The organism is Trichocoleus desertorum ATA4-8-CV12 (genome assembly GCA_019358975.1).
Lineage (GTDB): Bacteria > Cyanobacteriota > Cyanobacteriia > FACHB-46 > FACHB-46 > Trichocoleus > Trichocoleus desertorum_A.
The window spans coordinates 40670-65346 of sequence record JAHHIL010000020.1 but is presented as its reverse complement, the minus strand read 5'-3'; the positions used below and the strand labels follow the sequence as shown (position 1 = coordinate 65346).

At 48.7% G+C, this 24677-nt stretch carries 25 protein-coding genes; 9 read left to right on the top strand and 16 right to left on the bottom strand.

What is annotated here, in order from left to right; genetic code table 11:
- Positions 1-62: 62 nt before the first annotated feature.
- The 4 genes from KME12_15505 to KME12_15490 form a co-directional block, all read right to left on the bottom strand.
- On the bottom strand, positions 63-848 hold the full coding sequence (locus KME12_15505) for a hypothetical protein (protein MBW4489195.1): 786 nt from the start codon (positions 846-848) through the stop codon (positions 63-65).
- A gap of 65 nt (positions 849-913) precedes the next feature.
- Complete coding sequence (locus tag KME12_15500; GenBank protein MBW4489194.1) at positions 914-1594, bottom strand: actin-binding WH2 domain-containing protein; 681 nt, start codon at positions 1592-1594, stop codon at positions 914-916.
- 128 nt (positions 1595-1722) lie between these two features.
- Complete coding sequence (sfsA, locus tag KME12_15495; protein MBW4489193.1) at positions 1723-2448, bottom strand: DNA/RNA nuclease SfsA; 726 nt, start codon at positions 2446-2448, stop codon at positions 1723-1725.
- Positions 2357-3706 carry a DUF3095 domain-containing protein gene (locus KME12_15490; GenBank protein ID MBW4489192.1) on the bottom strand — a complete coding sequence of 450 codons (1350 nt, stop codon included), beginning with the start codon at positions 3704-3706 and terminating at the stop codon, positions 2357-2359. Before KME12_15490 ends, sfsA begins: the two co-directional genes overlap by 92 nt.
- 382 nt (positions 3707-4088) lie before the next feature.
- On the opposite strand from KME12_15490, the gene murJ reads away from it, so the two are divergent.
- Positions 4089-5756 (top strand): murein biosynthesis integral membrane protein MurJ, encoded by a 1668-nt coding sequence (murJ, locus tag KME12_15485; protein ID MBW4489191.1) that lies wholly within the window; start codon positions 4089-4091, stop codon positions 5754-5756.
- A gap of 219 nt (positions 5757-5975) precedes the next feature.
- Here the strand turns inward: murJ and KME12_15480 are convergent, their stop codons facing one another.
- The 4 genes from KME12_15480 to KME12_15465 form a co-directional block, all read right to left on the bottom strand.
- Positions 5976-6284 carry a DUF3181 family protein gene (locus tag KME12_15480; protein ID MBW4489190.1) on the bottom strand — a complete coding sequence of 103 codons (309 nt, stop codon included), beginning with the start codon at positions 6282-6284 and terminating at the stop codon, positions 5976-5978.
- Positions 6285-6380: 96 nt separating this feature from the next.
- Positions 6381-6686 carry a 2TM domain-containing protein gene (locus KME12_15475; protein ID MBW4489189.1) on the bottom strand — a complete coding sequence of 102 codons (306 nt, stop codon included), beginning with the start codon at positions 6684-6686 and terminating at the stop codon, positions 6381-6383.
- A gap of 50 nt (positions 6687-6736) precedes the next feature.
- Positions 6737-7456: a PspA/IM30 family protein gene (locus KME12_15470; GenBank protein MBW4489188.1), complete on the bottom strand. Its 720-nt coding sequence runs from the start codon at positions 7454-7456 to the stop codon at positions 6737-6739.
- A gap of 146 nt (positions 7457-7602) precedes the next feature.
- Positions 7603-9078 (bottom strand): hypothetical protein, encoded by a 1476-nt coding sequence (locus tag KME12_15465; protein ID MBW4489187.1) that lies wholly within the window; start codon positions 9076-9078, stop codon positions 7603-7605.
- 308 nt (positions 9079-9386) lie between these two features.
- Between KME12_15465 and KME12_15460 the strand changes: the two genes are divergently transcribed.
- Together KME12_15460 and KME12_15455 are read left to right on the top strand one after the other, a co-directional pair.
- Positions 9387-9959, top strand: coding sequence for a DUF721 domain-containing protein (locus tag KME12_15460; GenBank protein ID MBW4489186.1), 573 nt, complete (start codon positions 9387-9389; stop codon positions 9957-9959).
- Between the two features lie 497 nt (positions 9960-10456).
- Positions 10457-10744: a hypothetical protein gene (locus KME12_15455; protein ID MBW4489185.1), complete on the top strand. Its 288-nt coding sequence runs from the start codon at positions 10457-10459 to the stop codon at positions 10742-10744.
- Positions 10745-11033: 289 nt separating this feature from the next.
- On the opposite strand, the gene menB is transcribed toward KME12_15455, so the two are convergent.
- The 5 genes from menB to KME12_15430 form a co-directional block, all read right to left on the bottom strand.
- Entirely contained in the window at positions 11034-11867 is an 834-nt protein-coding gene (gene menB / locus KME12_15450) for a 1,4-dihydroxy-2-naphthoyl-CoA synthase (protein ID MBW4489184.1), read from the bottom strand.
- A gap of 134 nt (positions 11868-12001) precedes the next feature.
- A complete protein-coding gene (locus KME12_15445) occupies positions 12002-12592 on the bottom strand; it encodes a TerB family tellurite resistance protein (protein MBW4489183.1) in 591 nt (196 codons plus the stop codon).
- A gap of 52 nt (positions 12593-12644) precedes the next feature.
- Positions 12645-14453 (bottom strand): 2-succinyl-5-enolpyruvyl-6-hydroxy-3-cyclohexene-1-carboxylic-acid synthase, encoded by a 1809-nt coding sequence (gene menD / locus KME12_15440; protein ID MBW4489182.1) that lies wholly within the window; start codon positions 14451-14453, stop codon positions 12645-12647.
- Positions 14454-14530: 77 nt separating this feature from the next.
- Positions 14531-14920 (bottom strand): RidA family protein, encoded by a 390-nt coding sequence (locus KME12_15435; protein MBW4489181.1) that lies wholly within the window; start codon positions 14918-14920, stop codon positions 14531-14533.
- Positions 14921-15280: 360 nt separating this feature from the next.
- A complete protein-coding gene (locus KME12_15430; GenBank protein MBW4489180.1) occupies positions 15281-15712 on the bottom strand; it encodes an NUDIX hydrolase in 432 nt (143 codons plus the stop codon).
- 106 nt (positions 15713-15818) lie between these two features.
- Between KME12_15430 and malQ (KME12_15425) the strand changes: the two genes are divergently transcribed.
- The 5 genes from malQ (KME12_15425) (at position 15819) to KME12_15405 (ending at position 20243) form a co-directional block, all read left to right on the top strand.
- Positions 15819-17321 (top strand): 4-alpha-glucanotransferase, encoded by a 1503-nt coding sequence (gene malQ, locus KME12_15425; protein MBW4489179.1) that lies wholly within the window; start codon positions 15819-15821, stop codon positions 17319-17321.
- A gap of 83 nt (positions 17322-17404) precedes the next feature.
- The gene (locus KME12_15420; protein MBW4489178.1) at positions 17405-18721 is read left to right on the top strand and encodes an ABC transporter substrate-binding protein; all 1317 of its coding nucleotides are present in this window, start codon (positions 17405-17407) and stop codon (positions 18719-18721) included.
- Positions 18722-18883: 162 nt separating this feature from the next.
- Positions 18884-19102, top strand: a complete 219-nt coding sequence (locus tag KME12_15415; protein MBW4489177.1) for a hypothetical protein — start codon at positions 18884-18886, stop codon at positions 19100-19102.
- Positions 19103-19510: 408 nt separating this feature from the next.
- On the top strand, positions 19511-20023 hold the full coding sequence (locus tag KME12_15410) for a hypothetical protein (protein MBW4489176.1): 513 nt from the start codon (positions 19511-19513) through the stop codon (positions 20021-20023).
- The gene (locus KME12_15405; protein ID MBW4489175.1) at positions 20016-20243 is read left to right on the top strand and encodes a hypothetical protein; all 228 of its coding nucleotides are present in this window, start codon (positions 20016-20018) and stop codon (positions 20241-20243) included. Before KME12_15410 ends, KME12_15405 begins: the two co-directional genes overlap by 8 nt.
- A gap of 115 nt (positions 20244-20358) precedes the next feature.
- Here KME12_15405 and KME12_15400 read toward each other — a convergent pair whose 3' ends face one another.
- The gene (locus KME12_15400) at positions 20359-20601 is read right to left on the bottom strand and encodes a DUF1653 domain-containing protein (protein MBW4489174.1); all 243 of its coding nucleotides are present in this window, start codon (positions 20599-20601) and stop codon (positions 20359-20361) included.
- A gap of 609 nt (positions 20602-21210) precedes the next feature.
- On the opposite strand from KME12_15400, the gene malQ (KME12_15395) reads away from it, so the two are divergent.
- On the top strand, positions 21211-22725 hold the full coding sequence (gene malQ / locus KME12_15395; GenBank protein ID MBW4489173.1) for a 4-alpha-glucanotransferase: 1515 nt from the start codon (positions 21211-21213) through the stop codon (positions 22723-22725).
- 83 nt (positions 22726-22808) lie between these two features.
- On the opposite strand, the gene KME12_15390 is transcribed toward malQ (KME12_15395), so the two are convergent.
- Positions 22809-23780 (bottom strand): DUF4115 domain-containing protein, encoded by a 972-nt coding sequence (locus KME12_15390; protein ID MBW4489172.1) that lies wholly within the window; start codon positions 23778-23780, stop codon positions 22809-22811.
- A 67-nt stretch (positions 23781-23847) separates the two neighbouring features.
- Complete coding sequence (locus KME12_15385) at positions 23848-24603, bottom strand: rRNA pseudouridine synthase (protein ID MBW4489171.1); 756 nt, start codon at positions 24601-24603, stop codon at positions 23848-23850.
- Positions 24604-24677 lie beyond the last annotated feature (74 nt).

Genomic DNA, 24677 nt, shown 5'->3' with positions numbered 1-24677 from the left:
TGGCATAGCCCTTATCCTGATTAATGGCTTGGATGGTGCGATCGCAGAAAGCAATTGTAGTTTCAGTTGATCAAAATCTCCAACAGTGATTGAATCACGCTAAGGTAAAAGTTGCCTTCACGGGGACGAAAGAGTTCAAAAGCTTGTCCCGGAGCCCCAAAGAAAGGACGAAGTGTCCAGGCCAGTTGACAACCTACAAAAGCATATAATCCTAACCAGAAGCGCAAGATATTAGTACGAGTTTTGACTGCTGGATCTATATTCTTGTAAGATTTTTTATTTAACTTCTGGTCTGCGTCCATTACCACAAAATCACTTTCAGTTTTGTCCTCAATTGGAGGAGCTGAAGCAATTGGAGCAAGTTCTAGTTGCTCAGACTCAGGCCGCATAATTTGGTAGAGGTAGGAGATGCCGATAAATCCCGTAAGAGCGAAAATTACTACATTTAACAAAATAAAGAATTGATAATTGCGAATCGTAATTAGGAAAAACAAAGTTACAGGAGCAAAGCTAAATAACAAGACAGCTGTAATGGAGATCGCTGTCAGCAGCAATGCTAAACTCTGTTCAATACTCTGCTTCGAGCCAAAGAAGGCATTAAAAAAATAGAGTGTTGGCAAACAAATAATTAACGTAATCAAATATAAAGCAGGCAATTTAATTGCAGAGGCGAAAACTTGTAGGGGGCTGGCAAAAGCGCCAATAATTCCTCCATAAATTGCTAAAAAGATTGCGCTAGAAATAAGTAGAGCGGTAATTTTGGTTTTAAGGCGGGCTTTATGATGAATTTCCTCAACAAAATTATCGCGATCGCGTAGCAGCGTAATTAATACTGTGAAGTAGTTCATATTGTCATGCCAGCTAAAATTAATAATGTGGCGAGCAGGTCAATTTTTCTTAGGAGCACTTGAGCTTAACGAAAACCTAAAACTTCTAGAATTGACTGAATCACATTCAAATAGAAGTTTCCTTGCATATCTCGAAATAGTTCAAAGGGTTCTCCGGGTGCACCAAAGAAGGGTCGTAGCGTCCACCCCAATTGGCTACCTACAAAGGCATAAAGAATGAGCCAAGATTGTAAAATTTGTGTCCGAGTCGCTTGCCCTGCCAGATCCTGATGAGACAAAGCTTGGAGACCGTGATACAGAAAATTAATTCCTAAGAAGCCTGTAATGCCAAAAATGACCACATTGAGTAGCTTGAAAAACTGGTAGTTAGCAATCGTGGCCAAGAAAAACAAGGTAACTGGAGCAAAGCTAAAGAGCAAAATACTGATGATTGCTGCTGCACCCAACAAGACCACAAAGTGTTGTCCTAAGGTGAGTTTGGAGCCAAAAATTATGTTGAAGAAATATAGGGTTGGTAGACAAATAATCAGAGTGATTAGATAGAGTGCTGGTAGTTTTACCGCAGAGGATAGCGCTTGCAAAGGCCCAGCAAATGCTCCAATCACCGCTCCATAAATAGCAAACAGAATAGAACTAGAAATTAATAAAGAGGTAATTTTGCTATTAAGGCGAATTCCTTGGCGCACCTCATCAATAAAATCTTTGCGATCGCGCAACAGCGTAATCAGCACCGAGAAATAGTTCATAAATTCACCCGAAAGGGGGGTCTGCCTAACTACACGGGTGTTGCTACGAATTACGGAAAGGATGAGGCTGGTTAATTAGTAAGGGATTGCTAGGACAAGCGATCGCTATTCGTTCAGAGATCTACTGGTCACAGTACCAGTTCAGCCAAACCCAGGTAGTAAATGCCTTCGGGAGTAATCTTGAAGCGACAAGGCAAGACTTCTAGCCCTTTAGTAACCGCTTCGCGTAGCAGTTTGCCATAGGTCGGATCGCGATCGTCCCCTGAGGCAAAATGTGTGCAGTCTCCTCGATTGATGAAATAGAGCATGACTGGCCTTATTTCTGGGAGCAGAGCAGCCAACTCACGGATATGTTTTTGGCCCCGTGTTGTCACCGTATCTGGGAAGCGGACCAAGCGCTCGCCCTCGCACCAAGTGGTACTTTTCACTTCCAAGTAAATGGGACGTTCTAGCTTCTCACCCGTGAGCAGAAAATCTACCCGACTTTTTTCTTGACCGTAAGCCACCTCCAACCGGATGTCGCTATAGTCTCCCAGTTCAGGAATCAGTTTATTTTCTAGAACCAGCTTGACAATACGATTGGGCATGGCAGTATTGACTCCTACCCAAGTTGGCTCATGCTCATACACCTCAATCAGTTCCCAGGTGTAAGGTAGCTTCCGGGTGGGGCTATCACTGCGCGATACATACACTGAGCTACCCGGTTTAGAGATGCAACTCATCGGACCCGTGTTGGGGCAATGAGCGGTAATGACTTCACCGCTAGCTAACTCGATGTCCGCGAAGAAGCGTTTGTAACGCTTGAGGAGAATGCCTGGGTAGAGTGTCGGGTACTGGTAGATTAAAGCGGTCATCGGTATGAAATTCGAGTGAACTAGAGCTTTGACGCTGGTTCACTTTTCGCAACTTCACCATCTTGACATAGACTGACCAGTTTGCTGCTTTCCGCTGGAGTCGGGCCTTCATGGCTTTCGCCGCCAGAGCATAGCCGCCATCTGCGCCATCAATAAAATGCACCTGTTGCCCATTGCGCTCAAATACTAAACAGGTCATAAGGGCGCGATCGGACAGATGGACTCCGTGCACCAACTTGCCCGCTTTATATTCAGCCTCCAAATAACAATTCAGTTGCTCCCGCTGATCGGCGGTGCCCGCAATTACCATCCGCAGCATGTCATCAAATTTGCGGTAGTCCGTCGCTGCGGTCACAATTTGCTTATAGGTTCCCCAGTCCACGTCTCCCAGCTTGATCCGAAACTTCATGAAGAACCAGCCAAGAAAATTCTCCAGCTTTTCCTTGAGCAAATAGATTTGTTGGTATAGCCAGGACTGGGATAGCGATCGCGCCTTTGCTTCCGGTAACAAGTTTTGATTCCGAAATGAAAGCTGAAGATTATCAGTGCCTATAGGGTGAAAATCCGTATCTTCACCAAAAATTTCTTGAATTTTCTGAATGACTGTCTGATACGTATGCTCTTGCTCTCCTTTAGAACCCATTGCCAGCACTAAAATGCTGAGCACTTCGCCACGTTGGTTAGGAATATCTTGCCAACGACACTCCAGCCCTGAAAAATCAGGTTGTAGGGGTTGAGTTGCGGGTTTCAGCTGATAAGGATTATTAGGGATATCCTGCTTTACCATCTCAGTGGCATAAGTCAGGCCCCCACCTGTAAATATTCCTTGATTGTAGTTTTCTGAAACTTGCAACTTGGCCACTTTAATTTCAAAGCCAGCTGCTAAAACATCAACTACTGGAACCAGCCCTACTCGGAGGTCTAAGCCAAATCTTGTCTTGGCAGCCTGTTGCGTCGCTAGCAGGGCTTGCTTCGCTTGACTCAGCAAAGCTGGGGGAATCAAAATAGAAGCTCCATCGCCCCCAAAAACAAAGGGAATCTCGGCAGATTTAGCAACGTTGAGCACAGCCACAATTGAGCAAGCACCCAACAGATTGACATCTTTATAACGGCCTGCTTCTATGGCCTGGGTAGAACCCACAATATCTGTAATTACCACATGCCAGTCGTAGGGCAAATCTACAAAATTGTGAGGCTGGGTAATCTCAATAAACTGCTTGAGGCGGCGGAGCTTGGCATAAAACTGCTCGGTGCTCATAGGCTAACTCTGCCTTAATTTCCGTACTAGTGGCATGACTTAAGCACCCTAAAGAACTGCTTGCAACAGTTCAACATCTCCAAAGCTTGAGGGAACTGAGTTGTTAGACTCTTTTGGTTCGCCTGCAAGTTTGGAGATGCGATCGCTAGACCTGTAGATGAATTCAGTATGACTTTGTTTTATTAGTTCTTGTACTGGTCTTTGGCCTAACTTACTACGCAAAATCGCTGAGTAGCCTACAAACCATTTATTAGAACCATTCACTGCAACCATACTAATGAGGACGGTAGTAGGAATGGCGGCGTTCCACAAGATTGATCCGGGCGGAACTGGCCGATTCGCGATTAAATAGGGGATGCACGTTCGTTATCTGTAACTATTCGTGTCTGAAACTAAAAAGCCTTCTCGTTCCCTCGCTGGAATTGCTGGGATTGTGGCTGTGGCCACGATGATCAGTAAAGTGTTTGGATTGGTGCGTCAGCAAGCGATCGCCGCTGCGTTTGGGGTGGGTCCTGCCGCTGGAGCTTACAACTTTGCCTATGTGATCCCAGGGTTTCTGCTGATTTTGTTGGGTGGCATCAATGGCCCGTTCCATAGCGCGATCGTCAGTGTGCTATCCAAGCGCAAACAAAGCGAAGTTGCTCCGATTGTAGAAACGATCACAACTTTAGTGGGGGGGTTGCTGCTACTCGTCACCATTGGCTTGATCGTGTTTGCCGATCCGCTAATGCATTTGGTAGCTCCCGGTTTATACATCAGCCCAGAGGTGGCGCAGGCGCAAGGGGTTACTCCAGAGCAATTTCAAGTATTGACTCAAACTAGGGCGATCGCGATCCAGCAGTTTCGGATCATGGCTCCGATGGCTTTACTGGCTGGGTTGATCGGGATTGGCTTTGGCACCTTAAATGCCTCAGATCAATATTGGTTACCCTCCATCAGCCCTCTGTTCTCTAGTGTGACTGTGCTGATCGGGATTGGCATCTTGGCATTCCAAGCGGGTTCCCAAATTACTACCCCCCAGTACGCCATGATCGGAGGAATTGTATTGGCTTGGGGCACCTTGGCGGGGGGCGTTTTGCAATGGCTAGTGCAGCTACCTGCTCAAGCGCAAGCAGGTATGGGCGGCTTACGGCTGCGCTTTGACTTCCATCGCCCTGAAGTCAAAGAAATAATCAAAATTATGGGGCCAGCTACCTTTTCCTCAGGCATGATGCAAATCAATGTCTGGACGGATTTATTCTTTGCTTCGTTTTTGCCTCAAGCAGCAGCGGCAGTATCGGCTTTGGGTTACGCGGGTTTGTTGGTCAACACACCTCTAGGCATTCTTTCCAACATGATTTTGGTGCCTTTGATGCCTGTGTTCTCGCGGCTCACCGATCCGGCGGATTGGCCCGAATTAAAGGGGCGGATTCGTCAAGGCTTGTTGCTGACTGCGGTGGCGATGCTACCTCTCAGTGCCATCATGATCGCGCTGGCATTTCCGATCGTACGGGTGGTGTATGAGCGCTACGCCTTTGATGAATCGGCTTCCCGCCTCACAGCATCGCTCTTGATTGCCTATAGTGTTGGCATGTTTGTCTACTTGGCGCGAGACGTGCTGGTGAGAGTGTTTTATGCCTTAGGGGATGGCGATACTCCCTTCCGGATCAGCATCATCAACATCTTTTTGAATGCAGCCTTAGACTTCCTGCTCATCAAACCTTTTGGTGCGTCTGGCCTAGTTTTGGCTACTGTTGGGGTCAACATCACCTCCAGTATTGTCTTGTTGGTGATTCTGCATCGTCGCCTACATGGTTTGCCTTGGCGGGAATTGAGTTGGCCGATTTTAGGGTTGGGTTTGAGTAGCGCGATCGCCGGAGGTGCTTCTTGGGGAACCCTGCAAGTCTGCGAGCGATTTCTGGGCACTGAAGGACTACTAACTCAACTTCTAGAACTAGCGTTAGCGGGTACAGCTGGCTTAGCGGCATTTGGCCTATTTGCAACTCAGTTACGGTTGCCAGAAGTTGATTTATTTGTCGATCGCATTCGCCAGCGCCTGCTGAGACGTTAACGAACCAGATACTAACAAACCACAGAGGGCACGCTGGGTGCCCTTTATTTTTAGCAAATCTCCTACACGAATGGTTAAAGTCCCGCAAGCTAAAGCCTGGGGCTATCAAAGCCAAGCCTGCCGCCGCAGCCTATAAACTCAAGCAATGAAGCCGCGCAGGCGGTCTTGGTTCTTGTAGCCGCGACTTCAGTCGTTAGGCATCATGTAGAGAATCTAGTCTTACAGTTGATCCTGATACTTCTCTATGACATCCATCAGTGTGACTTGGCACTGCATGGGCAAAAGATCTAGCAGGGGTACTTCACGACGACCGCCCCCCAGTTTGACTGGCATGCTGCTAAGGACTTGCTGCACTCGGTTTTCATCTGCTGAGTTTGAGGTCAGCAAGGGATAGAGCTGCTCTGCCAGAGGTGTGCTGAGGTGAGCATCGCCTAAGTAAAGGTGCCACTTGGCGATGTCCATATAGATGTTTTCGCCAATATCAGCGGCAAGGGCTTCTAAAAGCTCGGTTGTATTGGTTTTTGCCATGATAGTCATTTCCTAAATGCAAAATGGAGGCTAAACCAGCTAATTTAGCCAGATTCTGCCTCCATTCTAATCAACCCAACCTGCAAGAACGTTGCTCTATGGTTTGGTCGATTTTGCACTCGTTTTTTTAGGCTCAGCAGTTCCGGTAGAAAACTGAGGATTGTAGCCAGAGTAATCCGCGATCGCAGAAATATAAATTAAGTGTACTAACAGTCCTACAGCCCAAGCTCCAGTGACCCACTTAGACCAAGGCCAAGTTTCAGCTTCTAGGGTGCGGACAAACCACATGCCAGAATTGCTGGCAGCAAAAAGTCCCACATGGACTGCAAAATTCATCCGGTCGTCAAGACGGCGATAGGCAGGATCGCGGCGGTCTGGTTGACGAGGCCAACGAGGCGGCATAGAAAACCCTTTAGTAAGTAATTAAGCGTCAGAGTGGCTATTGTAATCGATTAAGCGCTGGATGACTGGGACTGGGACTGAGAGGGTGGCAGTTTGGCAGTGTTCTCGGTACCGCTGAGCAGTTGTGCCTTCATTGCAGCCAACTCTTCATCTACCGTGTCACCCCCTTCTAGGGAAGCAAACTTCTTTTCTAGATCATCTGTGCCTAGTTCCGCGATCGCCTCTGACTGTGCTTCTAGTTGCAATACTTTCTCTTCCATGCGCTCAAACGCAGACATGGCGCTACCCGTTCCCACGCGACCGAGCATGTCATTAATTTGCTGGGACGCTTTTGCAGAGCGAGCCCGGGCAATGTACAGGTCTTTCTTGGTTTTGGCCTCAGAAATCTTGCTTTCCAAGGCCAACATATTTTGCTTTAGCTTGGTGACAACGCCACTTTGCTGGTCTAGCTGCGATCGCAAAGCTTCAGCAGTTTCTTGATACGACTTACGACGAGTCAAGGCTTCCCGTGCTAAGTGATCGTCCCCTTTTTGCAAAGCGAGTTGCGCTCGTTGATACCACTCATTAGAGGTGGATTGAGCTTGGGCACATTGTCGTTCCGTCCGCTTCTGAGTGGCGATCGCCTGAGCAACAGCTTGTCGCAGATGAATCAGGTCTTCCTGCATGTCCAAGACCGTTTGCTCCAGAATCTTTTCTGGATCTTCTGCTTGCCCAACCAAGCTGTTGATGTTGGCTCGAATTACCCGCCCAATGCGGTCCAATAAGCCCATACAGATCTCCGTCCACGTTGCTACAACAAGCTTGGTAGGCCGCTAATGTATCAACCACAAAAATGCAGTTTTTAACGGTTCCAGCGGAACATTAACCTCAATGGTATCGTACCTTTTTAGTTCCTAAGCGAACCGAAAGCAGGAAATTAGTGCTGTTCGACCTTGGCAGGAATTCCTTGTTTTTCTAGTTCTTCTGCTAAGGCTTCTGCTTTGCCAGCTTCATCAAAGGCTCCTAACTGAATGCGGGCACCATCCGAGAAGTTTCGTACATAAGCATCCGGAATTGCCTTCTGAGCTTCTTCTAGCGTGGCATCCCCACTGTACTCAGTCACCACCTTGTAGTCGTAGGCGCTATTAGCTGCTGGAGCGGGGTTAGCAGCACTTTCGGCTTCTGGTTCAGCGGCTCGTGAGTGAGGTGCAGGCGGCTCTGGGGCGGCCACTACAGGGGCAGGTTCTACTCTAGGAGGTTCTGGAGCAGGTGCAGGCTCAGGCCTATATCGTTCAACGGGTGGCTCAGCGGCAGGTGGGTTATAAGCAGGTTGGTTGTAGATTGCGGCGGGAGGGGGTGCAGGTGCGATCGACAGAGGCGGTGCTACAGGCTGCACGACATAGGGAGCCGCAGCACGAGATGAATTTGTTTGAGGAGCAGTTGTCGTGGCTCTAGCCCCACTTACCGCCTTACTGGTGTTCGGTACCGCTGTCACCTTAGGCACCGCTACAGATTTACCAGGAGTGGCTGTAGTCTTGCCTGTACCCGAATTAGCCTTAAGCGTGCTCAAGCTACCCAGGTTCAAATCGACAAATTCTTTAGAGGCTAAGTTCGGTGAATTTGGCAGACCCACTGCTTCTGAGCGATTGGAGTTGCCACTCGTAGAATTAGTAGTTGTAGTGGATGGTGCAGTATTAGGCGATCGCCCTGCCCCTTGGCGTGGCCCCAAAGGATTCATCAACAGATAGCCTAAGGTCGCGCTAGATAGTAAAAGTAGCAGCATTAAGCCCAAACCTAGTGGAGTGAGTAGGTTTTGCATAAAGCCCCGCTCAACTCTGGCGACGGCTTCTTCTTCGGCTAAACTGCGTAACAGTTCTTCTGAAGACTCCAAGTAATCATCTGGCGGCATTCGAGTGCTAGCCAAGCTGATCAAGGGGTTAGCTTCAGAGTTGTGGGTTTCCGAAGGAGGTACTGCTGGTGCTTCTGGTTCTTGGACACGAGGTAGAACTGCTAGCTGGGAAGCAGGATGGGTACGAGCAGAAGTAAAAGATGATTCCGAGCGTGGTTCCTGACTAGGTGACCAGGTAGGTTCAACAGGTGGTGCAATGGGTGTTGTAGTAGATGGGTTAGCAGTAGCGGTATCAGTACTGGTGGAAACTCCCGAATTCATCGGCTGAGGCTGAGTTCTACCCCCTACCGCGCCCACAGAAATCAAGTCCAAGGTCTTTCGAGCTTGCTGGCGACCTAGACCCCGAGGCGGCGGTACAGAGCGACCTGTTCGCTGACGCCGATAGCGCACCAACTCCTCTTCTAGGTGCACATCTAAACTGCCTAAGGCCGTTTGCAACACAGAATGTAAGGATTTGTTTTGCTGGGATTGATTTGGGGATTCAACCGAGGGGCGTTGACTCATTACAGGATTCCTACCATCTTGACTAACCGCAAATTTTTCAAGGGGGCGTCCCTCAACTCATGACATTCATTGCATTCATAAACCTGTGCAATCCACCCTGGACTGGTTTGGTCAAAGCCTAGCTCTAATCTTGTCTCAGACGCAAGCTAGCTCTAGCTAGCCCTATCGATCACCACTAAATCACACACAACTAGCTTAGGTGTCAGGGTGAATTAGTAGATGCATCGTATAGTACTGCTGTTGATTTCGATCCTAAAGTAGAGAACCTTTAGAAAAAGGGTATACGATTTCTTACCGAGATTGGCAGCATGGCTTTTGAATCCCTTCATCATGTTTTAGGCAGCTTCGAAAATCAAGGGGGATGGCAAGAGCGACAGCAGTTCAAGCGCTTGTTGGCTTATTGGCCAGAAGTCGTAGGGCTAGCGGTTGCCAGCCAGACAAAACCAGTGGCAATTCAGCGGGGCGTGTTAAAAGTAGCCACTTCTAGCCCTGCCTGGGCCCAAAACTTGATTTTTGAGCGGCAACGAATCCTAGAAAAGCTCAATACTCGGCTAACCATCGAACTCACTGACATTCGTTTTTCTACCGCTCAATGGCACAGTAGCCGGAGAGAAAATTCTGCTGCTGCCCCTGAGTCAGAAGCCAACCCTTGGCAAGACCATCCTAGCCATGTAGCTAGCCCTCAGGCGCTCAATCCATCACTGCCACAGGTAGCAGCGCCAAAAGACCCTCAAACCGCGTTTCAGGCTTGGTCGGCGTTAGTGCAACAGCGATCGCAACATTTACCCGCTTGCCCCCGTTGCCACTGTCCGACCCCACCCGGCGAGTTGCAGCGCTGGTCTGTTTGTGCCCTCTGCGCCGCGCAACAATGGCGGGGGTAACTCGTCACTCTTGCAATGGGTGAATCCAACTGATGAATCGTGTAGCTAGTGAATTGAGCCCTGCATCTGGGTATCACTAAGTATGGGCGAACCACTCATTTCATAGCTTTTGGCCTGATTCGGGACTTGGAATAGCCCAGGTTGTAGATTGCCTTAAGGTACGTTGCACCTGTCAAATGGTTGACTTTTTAAGCTCAAAAAGTGACTGACGACCCCTGACTTTACTCGAATATTGGAGCTGTTTAAATTCGATTGGTTATCCTTTCCCTTGATCCCCAACTATTTTTGAGGGAAATCAGCTCGATTTGTTCAGGGCCAAAAAGCTGTAAATTTATCTGGTTTTAACAAGATTATAAAGATAATCTAAAAGGCGTTTTTTATCATGGATCGCTGAAAACCAGATGGAAAAGCGATCGCAGGTGTCCGAATCAACGCCCTCAAAAAAACTCTGGCTTAAAAATTAAAGACAACAGGTTACCTCCCTAAAAAATCCTTCTATGAGAACCATAAACCTCGAAACATCAGCATGTCGCCACTGTCGGTACTACACCCCCGAAGGGCGACGCGGCGGCTCTTGTCAGCAGCTAAATGTACCTGTTCGAGGCGCTTGGAAGGCTTGTTCCTTGGCGATCCCCCCGTTTGCGCCCTCTTGGGAGAATTCTGAAGAGATTATGAATTGGTCAGAAAGTACGTTAATCCTAGGAGATGTGATCTCATTGGATTGTTCTCCAATTAATTTTTCTGAAAGAAAAGATGATTTGGCGGTGCGATCGCTAACCAAATGATTCATTTTCTGTTCAATACTTGACCCGTAAAAATACTGAACCAATCTCGTTTTCAGATTAAATTTGGATTTCAAGCAATCCTTATTGGTTAATTTGTGATTGAAGCTTGAATGAAGCGGCTACAACAGCGACATAAGAAACTTAAGCTCAAATTTGCCATAGCGTGACGATTCAAATTGGCAATTGCACTCAAGCATTCGATTCCAGTCAAATAAAAATTAAAAACCGCGCTCCTGTACAGAAAGCGCGGTTTTTAAGTCCTTAAATTTTAGAATTGAGGCAATGCAGCTTAAGGTAACCAGGGGTATTGGCGGAAGTTAGGTTGACGCTTTTCTAAGAACGCTTCTTTTCCTTCAGCTCCTTCTTCCGTCATGTAGTAGAGCAAAGTCGCATTCCCAGCTAATTCTTGTAAGCCTGCTTGGCCGTCACAGTCTGCATTAAAAGCCGATTTGAGGCAGCGAATCGCGATCGGACTTTTCTCTAGAATTTCCTGTGCCCATTGGATGCCCTCCGCTTCTAACTGTTCCACAGGCACCACACAATTCACCAAACCCATTTCTAGCGCTTGGGCCGCGTCGTACTGACGGCAGAGATACCAAATTTCGCGGGCTTTTTTTTGTCCTACTAACCGAGCTAAGTAGCTGGCTCCAAACCCACCATCGAAGCTGCCTACCTTCGGCCCCGTCTGCCCAAAAATGGCATTATCTGCGGCGATCGTTAAATCGCAAAGAATGTGGAGAACATGCCCACCACCGATCGCGTAACCTGCTACCAAAGCAATCACTACCTTGGGCATGGAGCGAATCAAACGTTGCAAGTCGAGGACGTTGAGTCGCGGTACCCCTTCATCATCTACGTAACCGCCTTGACCCCGCACACTTTGGTCACCCCCGGCGCAGAAGGCATATTTACCATCTGTATGCGGTCCTGCCCCAGTGAAGAGAACGACTCCAATCCGGCTATCTTCACGGGCATTGGCAAAGGCATCATAAAGCTCAAACACCGTTTTGGGACGAAAGGCGTTGCGTTTGTGGGGGCGGTTAATGGTAATTTTGGCGATGCCATCCGCTTTGTGATACAGGATGTCTTCGTAGGTTTTGGCAACTTGCCATTCAACTTGCATAGTCTGTGCGTGAGTGTAAACAATTAGGCCATCTCTTATCCGGCGTTGAAGTTCTACCCTGAGATCAAGAAATGGCCTAGGCTCAGTGGTGCCATTTTAGAGCAATTTCACCAACGGACTCTGACCAGTCAGGCCTACGAAGATACCGATAGGCTAGTAGAAAATTGGTTGGCAATATCAACTAAGAGCGGCAGCTGAAATTGTTCTGGCAGCAGAAAATCTTTAATAGTGTTTGAGGCTTCTAGGTCGTCAGGTTCTGACGAATAACCATTCGCTAAAACCGCCACCTCAGAAGTAGATAGCGACAAACGGCTGGCGATCGCCTGTAAATACATACTCTCCCGCAGATCTACTTCACCATCCGCTGCGGCCATTTTGTAGCCTAAGCCAATGAGCAATACCTTTTCTGACTTAGAAAGGAGTACTGTGAGCTTGAGCAGCTCATTCGGAATGATGTAAATCTGATGCCGCTGCACTCCAGTGACCAGTTGTTGTGCCAGCTCACGGGTTTGGTCATCCAACGTCAGAAACGAGTTAAGCGTCTGCTGCAACTCTTGCTTCTCGGCATCTGCGATCGCCCGATCTACTAGCATGACGCCTAGGAGTACCGTGACCAAAGCCGCCAGAAACACTAGCAGGGGATTTAACTTGTCCTGCTGCAACTCTTGGCCCGTGATGCGGCAGAGAAGCTCTAGGGTTTCCGCGCTGATTTGTGATTGATCCATGCCTGAGAACCGTTGTTCGCCTTCAAGAGTAAAGCTGGGGTGCTTAGTTTTGTCAATTTTGGCAATTAGAGGCAAATTTTGCTAAGTGAGTCCGCCGCCAAGCACTGTCTGCCTTGCGATCGGTCCGCACCTCCAGCACTCGGATGCCGCTTTGAGGGAGGGGGTTCAAACGATCCACTAACTGGGGCCAGGTTTGAATTAGTTCATACTCCACCCCGTAGGTTTGGCAGAGTGGCGCGAAGTCAACTGCTTGAGGGGTCGCAAAGAATTCTTCAAACACCTGCTCAAACTGAGCGATCGGCAGCATCTCGAAAATACCACCGCCATTGTTGTTGACTACAATAATGGTCAAATGCCCTACCAGCTTGTTTCTGAGCAAAAATCCATTGGTATCGTGGAGCAGCGCTAAGTCTCCTGTCAACAGAACACTGCTTTGATTACCATGCGCCACCCCTAAAGCGGTAGACAACGTGCCATCAATACCGTTTGCCCCCCGGTTGAAGTAAGGCTTGATCGCTGTATTGCCTGGTTTCCAGAAAAACTCTACATCCCGGACAGGCATGCTGTTGGCAATAAACAAAGGCGCACCAGGGGCCAAATGCTGGGACAACAACCAAGCGACTTTGCCCTCAAACCACGCTTCTGTATCTGACATCGTTTGGTCTAGCTTTTGCCGCACCTGCGCCTCAGCACTACACCAATCCTTGAGGTAACTATTGGTAGACCTCACCCCGCCTATGGCACCCCTCTCCTGTAGGAGAGGGGATGGGGGAGAGGTTTGACTATATCCAGGCGGCAACAGCGGAGCCAACTGCTCGATCGCCAGCCGTAAATGAGTGGTGTGACCATGCAGCGGATCTAAATTGCGATCGCTCGGATCAACAATCCACTGCTGCGGCTGTACCCTTTCTAGCCAGAGCCGCAACTCTTTACTCGTCGGCATTTCTCCAATCCGGATCACCATCTCAGGCGCGAGTTTCGCTGCTAAGCGCCGATTCCGCAACAGCAAATCGTAGGTAGAAATCAGATTGTGATTGAGATCCGCGTAGTTTCTCAGCGGCGACAAGCCTTCCGTCAGCACAGGCCAACCCAACGCCGCCGACAGTTGTGCCACCGCTGTACAGTACTCCACAGGCGATCGCGGTTGAGCAGGGCCAGCAACAATCACACCCCGTTCGCAAGCTTGCCAAGTCGTCAGCGGCAACTGAATATTGCTCACCCCAGCCGTATCAACCTCCGTCATAGGCTGCACTGCTGCAAAAAACTGAGCCGAGTCAAACTGCGATCGCCCCCCCTCCACCGCCGGATCAGCAATCGGAGCCAACGGGTCACGCAAAGGCAGATTGAGATGCACCGGACCCGCCATAGGCCAAAGCGATCGTTCCCAGGCATAAACCATCGTTTGACGCAGATACCGAAGCAAACCCCCATCTAAAGCAGGGATCGCTAACTCCGCATACCAATTGGGAAAGTTCCCAAATAACTTTTGCTGATCGATCGCTTGCCCTGCATTGCAATCGCGCAACTCTGGGGGCCGATCCGCCGTTAGCACCAACAACGGCACCCGACTCTGCCGTGCCTCAATCACCGCCGGATAAAAATTTGCCCCCGCCGTCCCCGACGTACAAACCAACACCACAGGCAACCCCGACTGCCGCGCCAAGCCTAAAGCAAAAAACGCCGCCGATCGCTCATCCAACACTGGAATTGCTTCAACCTCAGGGTGCTGAGCAAACGCGATCGCCAATGGCGTAGACCGAGACCCTGGACAAACCACCGCCCTCCTCAAACCTAGACGAGCCAACGTTTCTGCCAGGATCGAAGCCCAAACAGAATTTGTATTACTGAAATCAATCGACATGGGGCAAGGAGGAAGGATGAGGGATGAGGGATGAAGGCTGAAAAATGCAGAGAACTAGGTGATAAGGGGCAAAAAGGTTAAATAACTGCGATGCAGTCAATTTCGACTCGAACATCCTTAGGAAGGCGAGCGACTTGAACACAGGCCCGGGCTGGTGCAGTAGCTTCGTCAAAATGGCGAGCGTAGATGCCATTAACCGCTGCAAAGTCATTCATGTCAGCCAGAAATACTGTAGTTCTGACCACATCTGCAAACGTTGCCCCCGCTGCCTTCAGGATAGCCTCTAAATTCGCCATCACCTGTTCCGTCTGCCGCACCACATCACCCTCACCCACGATCGCCCCCGTTTGAGGATCAAGCGCGATTTGACCCGCCACAAACACCATCTGACCACTCGCCGCGATCGCCTGATTATATGGCCCCACCGGAGCGGGAGCCTGCTCTGTCCGAATTACCTTGCGCGTCATATCCGTTTAGCCATCATTACGAAACCAAGGCATTTTCTCATAAGTGAGGAGAGAGGGGTGAGGAGAGAGGGGAAGGGATGAAGGAGGAAGGAGGAGGGATGAAAGGGCAGGACAGAGGGGAAGGGATGAAGGAGGAGGGATGAAGGATGAAGGATGAAAGGGGAGAAAACAGGAGCTGGAAGCCAGAAGGAAGAAGTACGTAAATTTGTCCCAGTATCGAAACACCCACACTCAACCTCGTCTGGAGGGGGTCTGGGGGACGCAGCCGTCCCTCAGCGGGAGTTTGAGGGCAGGTGCTCTCAAGGCTCGGATTTTAGTCAAAACCCAAACACCCACAAATCAACCCCTTCTCAAGCCCCACTAACCCAAACGAGGCCGCATCCCATAATGCCGATACCGCCAATAATCCCGCAAAATCCGATCGTGATCAAAACACAAATTCTCAGGCACCCGCCAAGGCTCAAATAGCGCAATCCCCTTCGCATCATCCCCCGCCTGCGGCTCTCCCTTCGCCACCGCAATAAACACCACACTCAGCGTATGTTTACGAGGATCGCGGTTAGGGTCCGAATACACCTGAAACTGCTCAATCAACTCAACCGCTAAACCCGTTTCCTCCTGGGCTTCCCGTCGGGCAGCTACCTCCACAGGCTCCCCATAGTCCACAAACCCCCCTGGAATGGCCCAACCATAAGGCTCATTCAGCCGCTCAATCAGCACAATCGGGCGATGAGGGCGATCGCTCATCTCAATAATGATGTCAACCGTGGGAATTGGATTACGGTAGGTCACAGGTTTCAACTCCTAAAAGGGAGGCAGAAGTGATTCTACCAAGGGAAGATTCCACTAAGATGAGGGGTGGCTACACTGACAGAGTATTTTTTGGAGGCAAACTTCTATGCCCTTTCCCCGTGCCAGTGGTATCCTGTTACATCCAACGAGTCTACCCGGTCGTTATGGCATTGGTGATCTAGGGCTGGAAGCGCATCAGTTTATTGATTTTCTAGCTCATAGTGAACAACGGCTGTGGCAAATACTGCCCCTTGGCTCTACGGGTTATGGCAACTCTCCCTACATGAGCTTCTCCACGATGGCAGGGAATCCGTTGCTGATTAGCCCTGACATCTTGAGAGACAATGGTTTCCTCAGCGAAGAAGATCTGCGCGATGTCCCCGATTTCCCGCTAGACAAGATTGACTTTGATCGAGTGATTGCCTGGAAGATGCCTTTGCTGCGGCAAGCTTGCGAGAATTTCAAGCAGAAAGCCAGCCCGATTCAGCAAACAGAATTTGAAGGATTTTGTCGCGGCAAAGCCAGTTGGCTAGAAGACTACGCCTTATTTATGGCGCTGCTGGACGCTCAGGAAGGCGGGAGCTGGGTGGAATGGCCCGAAGAACTGCGGTTGCGGAAGCCAGAAGCTTTGGATCTATGGCGAGACAAGCTAGCCGATGAAGTCTACTTCCAAAAATTCTTGCAGTTCGAGTTCTTCCGGCAGTGGCGAGAGCTAAAAACTTACAGTAATGCTCAAAACATCCGGATTATTGGGGATATCCCCATTTATGTCGCCCACAATAGCTCGGACGTTTGGGGCAATCCAGAAGTATTTCAACTAGACTCAGAAACTGGACAGCCGACAGAAGTTGCAGGCGTACCACCGGATTATTTTTCGGAAACGGGACAGCTTTGGGGCAATCCGCTCTACAACTGGAGCCATCTGGAATCCACTAACTTTGCTTGGTGGGTGGAGCGAGTCCGGGAAAATCTGGCCCATGTAGATATGATTCGGATTGACCACTTCCGGGGCTTGGAAGCTTACTGGTCAGTGCCTGCGGGTGAAGAGACGGCAATTAACGGGGAGTGGATTAAGGCTCCGGGCTATAAGCTGTTCGAAACGATTCGGGATCAGTTGGGCAGCTTGCCCATCATCGCTGAGGACTTAGGCTCGATCGATCAGGCTGTGTTGGACCTCAGAGACCATTTTGGCTTCCCTGGCATGAAGATCCTGCACTTTGCCTTTGGCAGTGATGCCAAGAATACCTATCTGCCGTTCAATGTAGAAGCTAATAGCGTCATCTATACGGGCACCCATGATAACGATACGACTGTGGGTTGGTATCAGCAAGCTCCAGATTATGAACGCGATCGCCTGCACCGCTACTTGGGCTGTACTGGGCCTGATGGAATTGCCTGGGACATGATTCGTTTGACGATGAGTTCGGTGGCGAATCAAGCGATTATTCCGATTCAGGACGTATTCAGCTTAGGGACTGATGCTCGGATGAATGCTCCTGGTACCGCAGAAAATAACTGGGCTTGGCGCTTCCGAGGCGAGGCACTCACGGAAGACTACAGCAACCGCCTCAAAGAGCTGGTTTACATCTATGGTCGTCAAGGAGATTAGGGCCATTAGGAGCGATCGCCTCTGGCATAAATACCAAAGCTTCCATCGTGTCAGCTTCTTCACCTATCCGGTATGGCCCCGTTATGAACAGATTTGCTTTGCTGAAGCAGTTGAGGTGTGGTTCGGTAGCGGTTGCTTGTGTGGTTGGTTTGGCGATCGCATCTTGCCAAAGCTCTAACAATCCTGACGGTGCTAATCAATCTCCTGCTGCTACTGATACTGCCAATGCCAAAGGGCTGAAGCTGGGAGCCTTACTACCTGCCACAGGTGATCTGTCTGCGGTGGGGCCACCACTTCTGGATTCTGTTTCGTTATTAGTGCAAACCGTGAATCAATGCGGTGGAGTGAATCAGGCTCCTGTGAGTTTGGTGTCGGAAGATGACCAGACTGAACCTGCGGCTGGTGCGGAAGCAATGGCCAAGCTGGTGGAAGTGGATCGAGTTGCGGGGGTGGTGGGTTCTTTCCCTAGTAGCGTTTCGAGTGCAGCGGTGGATGTGGCAGTCCGCAACCGAGTCATGCTAATTTCTCCCGCTAGCACTAGCCCAACGTTTACGGAACGAGCTAAAAAAGGCGATTTTCAGGGCTTTTGGGCGCGGACTGCTCCACCCGATACCTATCAGGCTCAGGCTCTAGCTAAATTGGCCCAGCAACGGAAATACCAGCGAGTTTCGACGATTGTGATCAACGATGATTACGGCGTGGGGTTGGAGCGAGAGTTTACGCAAGCTTTTAAGCAGCAGGGTGGCACGGTGGCTGGTGAAGACAAACCTGCTCGCTATGACCCCAAAGCAACAACTTTTGAATCAGAAGCCGCGATCGCCTTTGGTAATAAACCGGATGCTGTTGCGGCATTTATCTACGGTGAGACAGGCAGCTTGTTCCTCAAAGCCGCTTACCAACAAGGGCTGAGCCAAGGGGTGCAGATTATGCTAACCGATGGTGGCTATTCCGAGGACTTTGCCGAACAGGTCGGTAAAACCCAGGATGGTAAATATATCCTGGCAGGGGCGATCGGCACGATTCCGAGCGCAGATGGTCAAGCTTTGGCCGCTTTCACGAAGCTCTGGCAACAAAAACAAGCTAAACCCATAAGTGCTTTTGTCCCCCATGCTTGGGATGCAGCAGCGCTTTTAGTCTTGGCAGCAGAAGCGGCAGACAACAACACGGGCGAAGGAATCAAGAGCCAACTCCGGGAAGTGGCTGGCCCGTCTGGAACGCCTGTAACAGATGTCTGCGACGGTTTGGCCCGTCTGCAAAAGGGTGAGCAAATCGACTACCAAGGTGCTAGCGGCAATGTAGACATTGATGAGAATGGCGATGTGGTCAGCAGCTATGATGTCTGGACAGTCAAGGATGACGGCACGTTAACGACGATTGGCAAGGTGAATCCTGCTGAGTAGGTTTAGTAGAGGCGATCGCTTTTGTCTTGAACGTTTTAGGCAAGGGCGATCGCCCTTATGATTGTAGAGTTGTCTGTAACTAAAAGAGTAAATAAAGCAATACTATAGCTTTATTTCTATTTAAGGTATCTAGAATAAAACCTAACGTAGAAGTGATGAATAATGAAACGTAAAATTCATCCAAAAAGCTTGGCGAATTTGACTCACATGGGTAGGCCACCAATTCATGGCGAAGCCAAGCAAGGACGTAAAGTGAGAGTCACACGTGTTGGATGGTCTGGATTACAGGCAATAGCAGCCAGGTTGGGATTGTCAGTCTCCGAACTGTTGGAGCAGTTGGGGCGGGGGCAGTTTGAGGTGCGTCAGGTTGATATGCCTTGAACAGTATTAAAGCGCTGAATTCTTGGGCTTAAGGCAAAGCCACATTTTGGTATTTACTAGGATTTATGACATTTTTTTTCAACTTTAAGAATTGAAGGGATATGCCTGTGGAAAATAATAAGTTATGAAATTAATTATCGCTATCGAAAGCTAAAACCTCTACAGATTCTAACCTTTATTCTTTCATTAATAGCAATAGTTGTTGCCAATTTTTCGGATACGCAGTCGTTTTTTGTAGATTCAAATCCTCTAGTTTCAAAAAATTGGTTTTCTAGATTAAGTCCAGATGCATCTTGGAAAATATCAGTTTTTATTATTGTATTTCCAAGTTTAATTTCTTATATTCTCGATTTCCTAAACAAAAGAAAAGAAGCCGAAGAGTTATCAGAAACAACTAAAGATATTATTGTGCCAGCAATAGAAAATGAACTGAATGAATTAGGCACGAGGATCACAAAAAAGTTTAATCTAACTGGCAAAGTTCGATTGTCTATCTTTTTACCCGTTAGAACTGGTGTACTTAGATGGAGACTCCAAATGGTATGCAAGACCAAAAATATTGATAAGAGAGAATTAGAAGCAAGCTTTATTTTGAAAGAAGGAGGTATAGGGTATACTTTTCTTAAAGCCAGTGAGTACCACGTTGAGTTTGTTGATACATCCAATAGGTCTAAATTCCCTAGTACCTACGTAACTTTATCTTCCGTTAACCAAAACTTAATAGATACAGGGATTAAGGCAATTATGGTAGTCGCAGCATTTCAAGAAAACTCTATTTTAGGGCTACTCGCAGTTGATACAGATGAAATTCTAGATTTAGAAAAAATGAAAACCAATAATGTCCATCAATTGGTTTTGAGTTGGATTATTGATAGAAGAAAAATTATAAGGCTCTTGTGGAGAATGAAAAACAATGTCTGATAAGCTACCTGACATTCCTCTAAGAAGCTTTATTTTAATTGGTAGAAAGACTGATGGAAGTGCTGAGACATTTATATACAAGGAGGTTCGTGAGCAAAGTAAGAAGCAGGATCTATGGACTGTTCTTGCTAGCCCAGCCCTTCTGTTGAGGAGAAAAGCAAGACGAGGTCATCTGCGACTGCCTCAAGCACTCATCAAAAATCAGAAGCAAAAAGACTGAGCGTAAGCAAAAGAGACTAAAACAAAACCTCAGCAAGTTAATCGCTGAGGTTTTGTTATTTTTGCGAAATTTTTAGCTTTAATTAGTAGTAGTTAGCTCAGCATTTGAACGGATTTCAGTTCTCACGTTCAAATCGACCTTGCATGCGGTTCTCTACATATTCGAAGCGGGGAACTGAGCGTCCTTCATGCTGAACATGCTCCTGAAACATGCTTACGGGCCTTAGCCACAATTGATCATCACCAACCCGTCGATAAATCACAAGTTCTTCTTCAGTTTCCGAGTGCTTGCCAACTCCCATTACCTCGTAAGTCTTGCCTTTAAAGTGTTCATATCGACCTAGCTTGACATTGCTCATTACGTAATCCCTATTTAAGCTTCCAAGATAGCTAACTTCATATTGCGATCGCTACCACCTCTTCAGGATCGCCCAGTGATTCTCCTCTCGACAGCGGCAGGACTGCTTCATATGGATATAGAAAAAGCAAACTAAAGATAGGGTTGAGGAAGAGTCATGTCTTTAGTCGAATTACTGCAAACAGTGCCTGAGTTTCGCTGTGAGGATGAGACGCGGCAATGAGGACAGAACACGCCAGCGAGTTGGTCGATAGTGCGCAATTTCTTCATCACTGTGGCCCATTAGTTGGGCTTTACCTCAAGTGCTCAGGCAAACCGCCAACTTGCCAACCAAACTGAACGAGTTATGCTCTTTCTACAATAAAATAACCCTGCATACACGATGACATCAGGATCTCTTAGAACTTAGCGAGGAAAGGTGATCCTCAGTTAATCGCTTTTCTCCTGCCGTGAGAGGGTGATCGCTTCTATGTGGCTTTAATTAAAAATCCCTCTAGCTATCCAACCTTAGATAGACATAATTGCCCAAAGAGCAAAACCCAGGATTGATGCAGCCGAAATGACTGGGTGCTAAATTCAGGACGTTTGCTGTTTATTTTTCAGATTGTCTATGCCCTTTCCCAGAGCTAGCGGCATCTTACTGCACCCCACCTCATTTCCCAGCCGATTTGGGATTGGTGACTTAGGCCTAGAAGCCTACCGCTTCATCGACTTCTTAGCCGACAGCGCCCAACAACTTTGGCAAATTCTACCCCTAGGGCCGACGGGCGAGCCTTGGAATTCTCCTTACCTGTCGTCCTACTCTTCAATGGCAGGTAACCATCTGCTGATTAGCCTGGAAGTTCTGCGGGATAAAGGACTCCTCGCAAAAACAGACTTAACCGAACTGCCAGAGATGCCCCCATCCGTAGACTTTGGCAAAGTGCGGCAGATCAAAATGCCTCTGTTGCAAAAAGCTTGGCAGAATTTTCAGACGAACGCTTCAGCCGTACAGCAAAAAGAATTTGAAGGGTTTTGCAAAGGCACAGCTTACTGGCTAGACGATTACGCCTTGTTCATGGCATTGAAAGAGGCCTTTCAAGATACCAGTTGGCCCACTTGGGAACCCGCGATCTCCAAACGTCAACCAGACGCGATCGCCCAGTGGCAAGACAAACTCCAAGCCGAAATTTGGCTGCACAAATTCCTGCAATTTGAGTTTTTCCAGCAATGGTCAGCGCTGAGGAAATACGCTAACTTACGCGGGATCAAAGTAATTGGTGATATTTCTATTTACGTGTCTCAGGATAGCGCCGATGTCTGGGGTAACCCAGAAAACTTTTGCCTCGACCCTGAAACCGGAGAGCCTGCGTTGATGGCGGGAGTCCCACCCGATTACTTCAGTGAAACGGGACAACTTTGGGGCAACCCCGTATATAACTGGGAGCGGTTGCAGCAAACTGGGTTCAAGTGGTGGGTGCAGCGGTTCCAAGCTCTGTTCGACTACGTGGATATGGTTCGGGTTGACCACTTCCGAGGCTTCCAAGCTTATTGGGCAGTGCAGCAAGGTGAAACCACCGCGATGAATGGGGAGTGGATTGAAGCGCCAGGGGAAGCTCTGTTTGAGACCCTCCAGCAGCAGTTCGGCCAACTGCCTGTCCTGGCAGAAGACTTAGGTGTGATCACGCCAGAAGTGGATGCCTTGCGCGATCGCTTTGGTTTCCCCAGCATGAAAATTCTGCAATTCGCTTTTGGTGACATGGGGGACAAAAACTTTTTGCCCTTCAGATATTTGCCTAATAGCGTGGTTTATCCTGGCACCCACGACAACGAAACCATTGTGGGCTGGTTTAATCGCCTCTCACCCAGCGATCGCGACATGGTTATTAACTACGTTGGTTGTTTGAGCCCAGAGGGGATCAATTGGGACTTTACTCGCCTTGCTCTAGCCTCTGTCTCTAATCAAGCCATCATTCAACTGCAAGACGTTTTGGGCTTGGGGAATGAGGGCCGCATGAATGATCCCAGCGACAATGCAGGCAACTGGACATGGCGATACGAGGCAGATGCTTTGACTCCAGAAGTCCGCGATCGCCTCAAAAGCATGACCGAGTTGTTTGGTCGTGCCCCTCAAACTCAGAGTTAAAAGCCAAAATTCAGGTTGAACCCACAATGAGTTGGCCCCGTTAGTTAACTGTATCCAACTCGTTGTGATCCGCTAATTAAGAGCTAGCGAATCGCTACCTGGTCAGATGGAGCTGAAAATACGGCAACATTCGCAGTGTTTCGAGAGCCCTCTATGGCATCATCCACGATATTTGAGGGAAGTTGAGCAGCATTCGCATTGGCTTCAAACGTGACTTCTTCGACCGAGCCAGGATCACCTAGCTGCTTGGCTTGTTGCTCATTTAGCCCGACCAAGACACCCCCAGCATTACCCGCCCGCAGTGTTAGCTGTTCATCTGCCATCCAAACTCGCTGGGTGCCTTCCGGCAAGACGCCTTCGAATTCAGTTTTGCCGTCAGTCACGACCCGAATCCAAGATTGCGCTTTTAAGATCACGCTGACTCTGACGGGCTTGTTAGCATTGTTGACATTGTCAGCATCTGGGGGAGCAGAGAGTAGACCCGCTAGCCCTAGAGTTGTAGATCTTTGCTTACCTGAAGGAGTGGCGGTTGTTTTCGCAGGGTTAAAGGGGCCAAAAACCTGATTAGATGCCACTGGGCTAACTGCTTGTCCTGGTGGTTGATTACCCGATGGTTGATAAGCCTCTACATTGGCCAGCGTCGGCCTAGTAGAACGGTTCATCAGGTAAGACAAGCTATTGACTGCAAATACAATTAAACAGACGTAAACAACGTATAGATGGACGGGACGTAATTGAGCTGCGGGTAGATGACGCCAAGGCTGCTGGACAGGCCGCAAAATTGGTGTAGTGGGGAATGAACTCGCAAACGCTGCCCCATTGATCCCCAAAGCATCGGCAAACTGTTTAATAAAGCCCTGAATATAAACAGGTTCCGGTAATTCCTCTAGTTGACCTGATTCAATGGCGTTGAGGAGACGCATTTGGATCTTGGTTTTGGCAGCAACTTCCTCTAACGACATCGACTGTTTTTGGCGAAGCTGGCGTAAGTGAGACCCCATCTCTTGCAGTATTTCGATTCGTTCTTGCTCTTGTTGTAGGGCTGACTTCTTCATACGCTACGCTCCTTGACGTCTGCTGCACAGTTATAGTTTTGTTTAATGTTTTGTTTATCCATTGGTTCTAGGAACCAGTAGATCGTTTAGGACTAATAGTTTCCGTCTGTAAAAAATTGATTTCAAACTCGCTGAGGGCTCGGTAGTGACCGGGAAGGAGTTGTTGGAGTTGAATCGGTCCAATTGCTATCCGATGTAGTTGTAGGACTGGATGCCCGAGTTGTTCGGCCACTCGGCGAATTTGTCGATTTCTACCTTCGTTCAGCACGATTTCTAAGTGAGTTTTCCCCATTTGCCGCTCTATTACACGGACTTGTGCAGGTAAGGTTTTGCGATTCGATAAGACAACTCCCTGACGCCATTGCTGCAAAACTGACTCGGAAGGACGGCCTTGCACCCAAACATTATAAGTTTTGGGGATTTGATGACGAGGGTGAGTCAGATAATACGTTAGTTCACCGTCATTGGTTAACAGTAAAGCCCCAGTAGAGTCAAAATCTAGACGACCAACAGGATGCAGACCATGCCCTTGTTGTAGATCTTCAGGAAGTAAATCAAGCACTGTAGAGCGCTGCCAGGGGTCATCACAGGTTGAGACGACACCAGCAGGCTTGTGGAGCAGAAGGTACAGGTGTTGAGGCCGCTGAGCAGGCTGGATCGTGACTCCATCCACCTCAATGCGATCGCGTTGAGTATCCGCTTTCTGGCCTAGTTGCGCTACAGTACCATTTAAGCGCACTCGCCCATCTTGAATCATCTTCTCAGCATGACGACGAGAAGCAATGCCCCATTGGGCCAGAATTTTATGCAGCCGTTCTTCCATAGGGGACTGCTCAGCAGACTATGCGTTCGTTGATATGTACAAATATTACAGGAAGATCGGCCTGAGAAACGAGG

Bases quoted from the DNA above. Each gene is read 5' to 3' on its own strand.
- KME12_15465 (MBW4489187.1), bottom strand. From the start codon at position 9,078: ATGAGTCAACGCCCCTCGGTTGAATCCCCAAATCAATCCCAGCAAAAC.
- KME12_15420 (MBW4489178.1), top strand. From the start codon at position 17,405: ATGAACAGATTTGCTTTGCTGAAGCAGTTGAGGTGTGGTTCGGTAGCG.
- menD (MBW4489182.1), bottom strand. From the start codon at position 14,453: ATGTCGATTGATTTCAGTAATACAAATTCTGTTTGGGCTTCGATCCTG.
- KME12_15390 (MBW4489172.1), bottom strand. From the start codon at position 23,780: ATGAAGAAGTCAGCCCTACAACAAGAGCAAGAACGAATCGAAATACTG.
- menB (MBW4489184.1), bottom strand. From the start codon at position 11,867: ATGCAAGTTGAATGGCAAGTTGCCAAAACCTACGAAGACATCCTGTAT.
- malQ (MBW4489179.1), top strand. From the start codon at position 15,819: ATGCCCTTTCCCCGTGCCAGTGGTATCCTGTTACATCCAACGAGTCTA.
- KME12_15455 (MBW4489185.1), top strand. From the start codon at position 10,457: ATGAGAACCATAAACCTCGAAACATCAGCATGTCGCCACTGTCGGTAC.
- malQ (MBW4489173.1), top strand. From the start codon at position 21,211: ATGCCCTTTCCCAGAGCTAGCGGCATCTTACTGCACCCCACCTCATTT.
- KME12_15405 (MBW4489175.1), top strand. From the start codon at position 20,016: ATGTCTGATAAGCTACCTGACATTCCTCTAAGAAGCTTTATTTTAATT.
- KME12_15415 (MBW4489177.1), top strand. From the start codon at position 18,884: ATGAAACGTAAAATTCATCCAAAAAGCTTGGCGAATTTGACTCACATG.
- KME12_15470 (MBW4489188.1), bottom strand. From the start codon at position 7,456: ATGGGCTTATTGGACCGCATTGGGCGGGTAATTCGAGCCAACATCAAC.
- KME12_15480 (MBW4489190.1), bottom strand. From the start codon at position 6,284: ATGGCAAAAACCAATACAACCGAGCTTTTAGAAGCCCTTGCCGCTGAT.
- KME12_15490 (MBW4489192.1), bottom strand. From the start codon at position 3,706: ATGAGCACCGAGCAGTTTTATGCCAAGCTCCGCCGCCTCAAGCAGTTT.
- sfsA (MBW4489193.1), bottom strand. From the start codon at position 2,448: ATGACCGCTTTAATCTACCAGTACCCGACACTCTACCCAGGCATTCTC.
- KME12_15500 (MBW4489194.1), bottom strand. From the start codon at position 1,594: ATGAACTATTTCTCGGTGCTGATTACGCTGTTGCGCGATCGCAAAGAT.
- KME12_15385 (MBW4489171.1), bottom strand. From the start codon at position 24,603: ATGGAAGAACGGCTGCATAAAATTCTGGCCCAATGGGGCATTGCTTCT.
- KME12_15435 (MBW4489181.1), bottom strand. From the start codon at position 14,920: ATGACGCGCAAGGTAATTCGGACAGAGCAGGCTCCCGCTCCGGTGGGG.
- KME12_15460 (MBW4489186.1), top strand. From the start codon at position 9,387: ATGGCTTTTGAATCCCTTCATCATGTTTTAGGCAGCTTCGAAAATCAA.
- KME12_15400 (MBW4489174.1), bottom strand. From the start codon at position 20,601: ATGAGCAATGTCAAGCTAGGTCGATATGAACACTTTAAAGGCAAGACT.
- KME12_15475 (MBW4489189.1), bottom strand. From the start codon at position 6,686: ATGCCGCCTCGTTGGCCTCGTCAACCAGACCGCCGCGATCCTGCCTAT.
- KME12_15505 (MBW4489195.1), bottom strand. From the start codon at position 848: ATGAACTACTTCACAGTATTAATTACGCTGCTACGCGATCGCGATAAT.
- KME12_15445 (MBW4489183.1), bottom strand. From the start codon at position 12,592: ATGGATCAATCACAAATCAGCGCGGAAACCCTAGAGCTTCTCTGCCGC.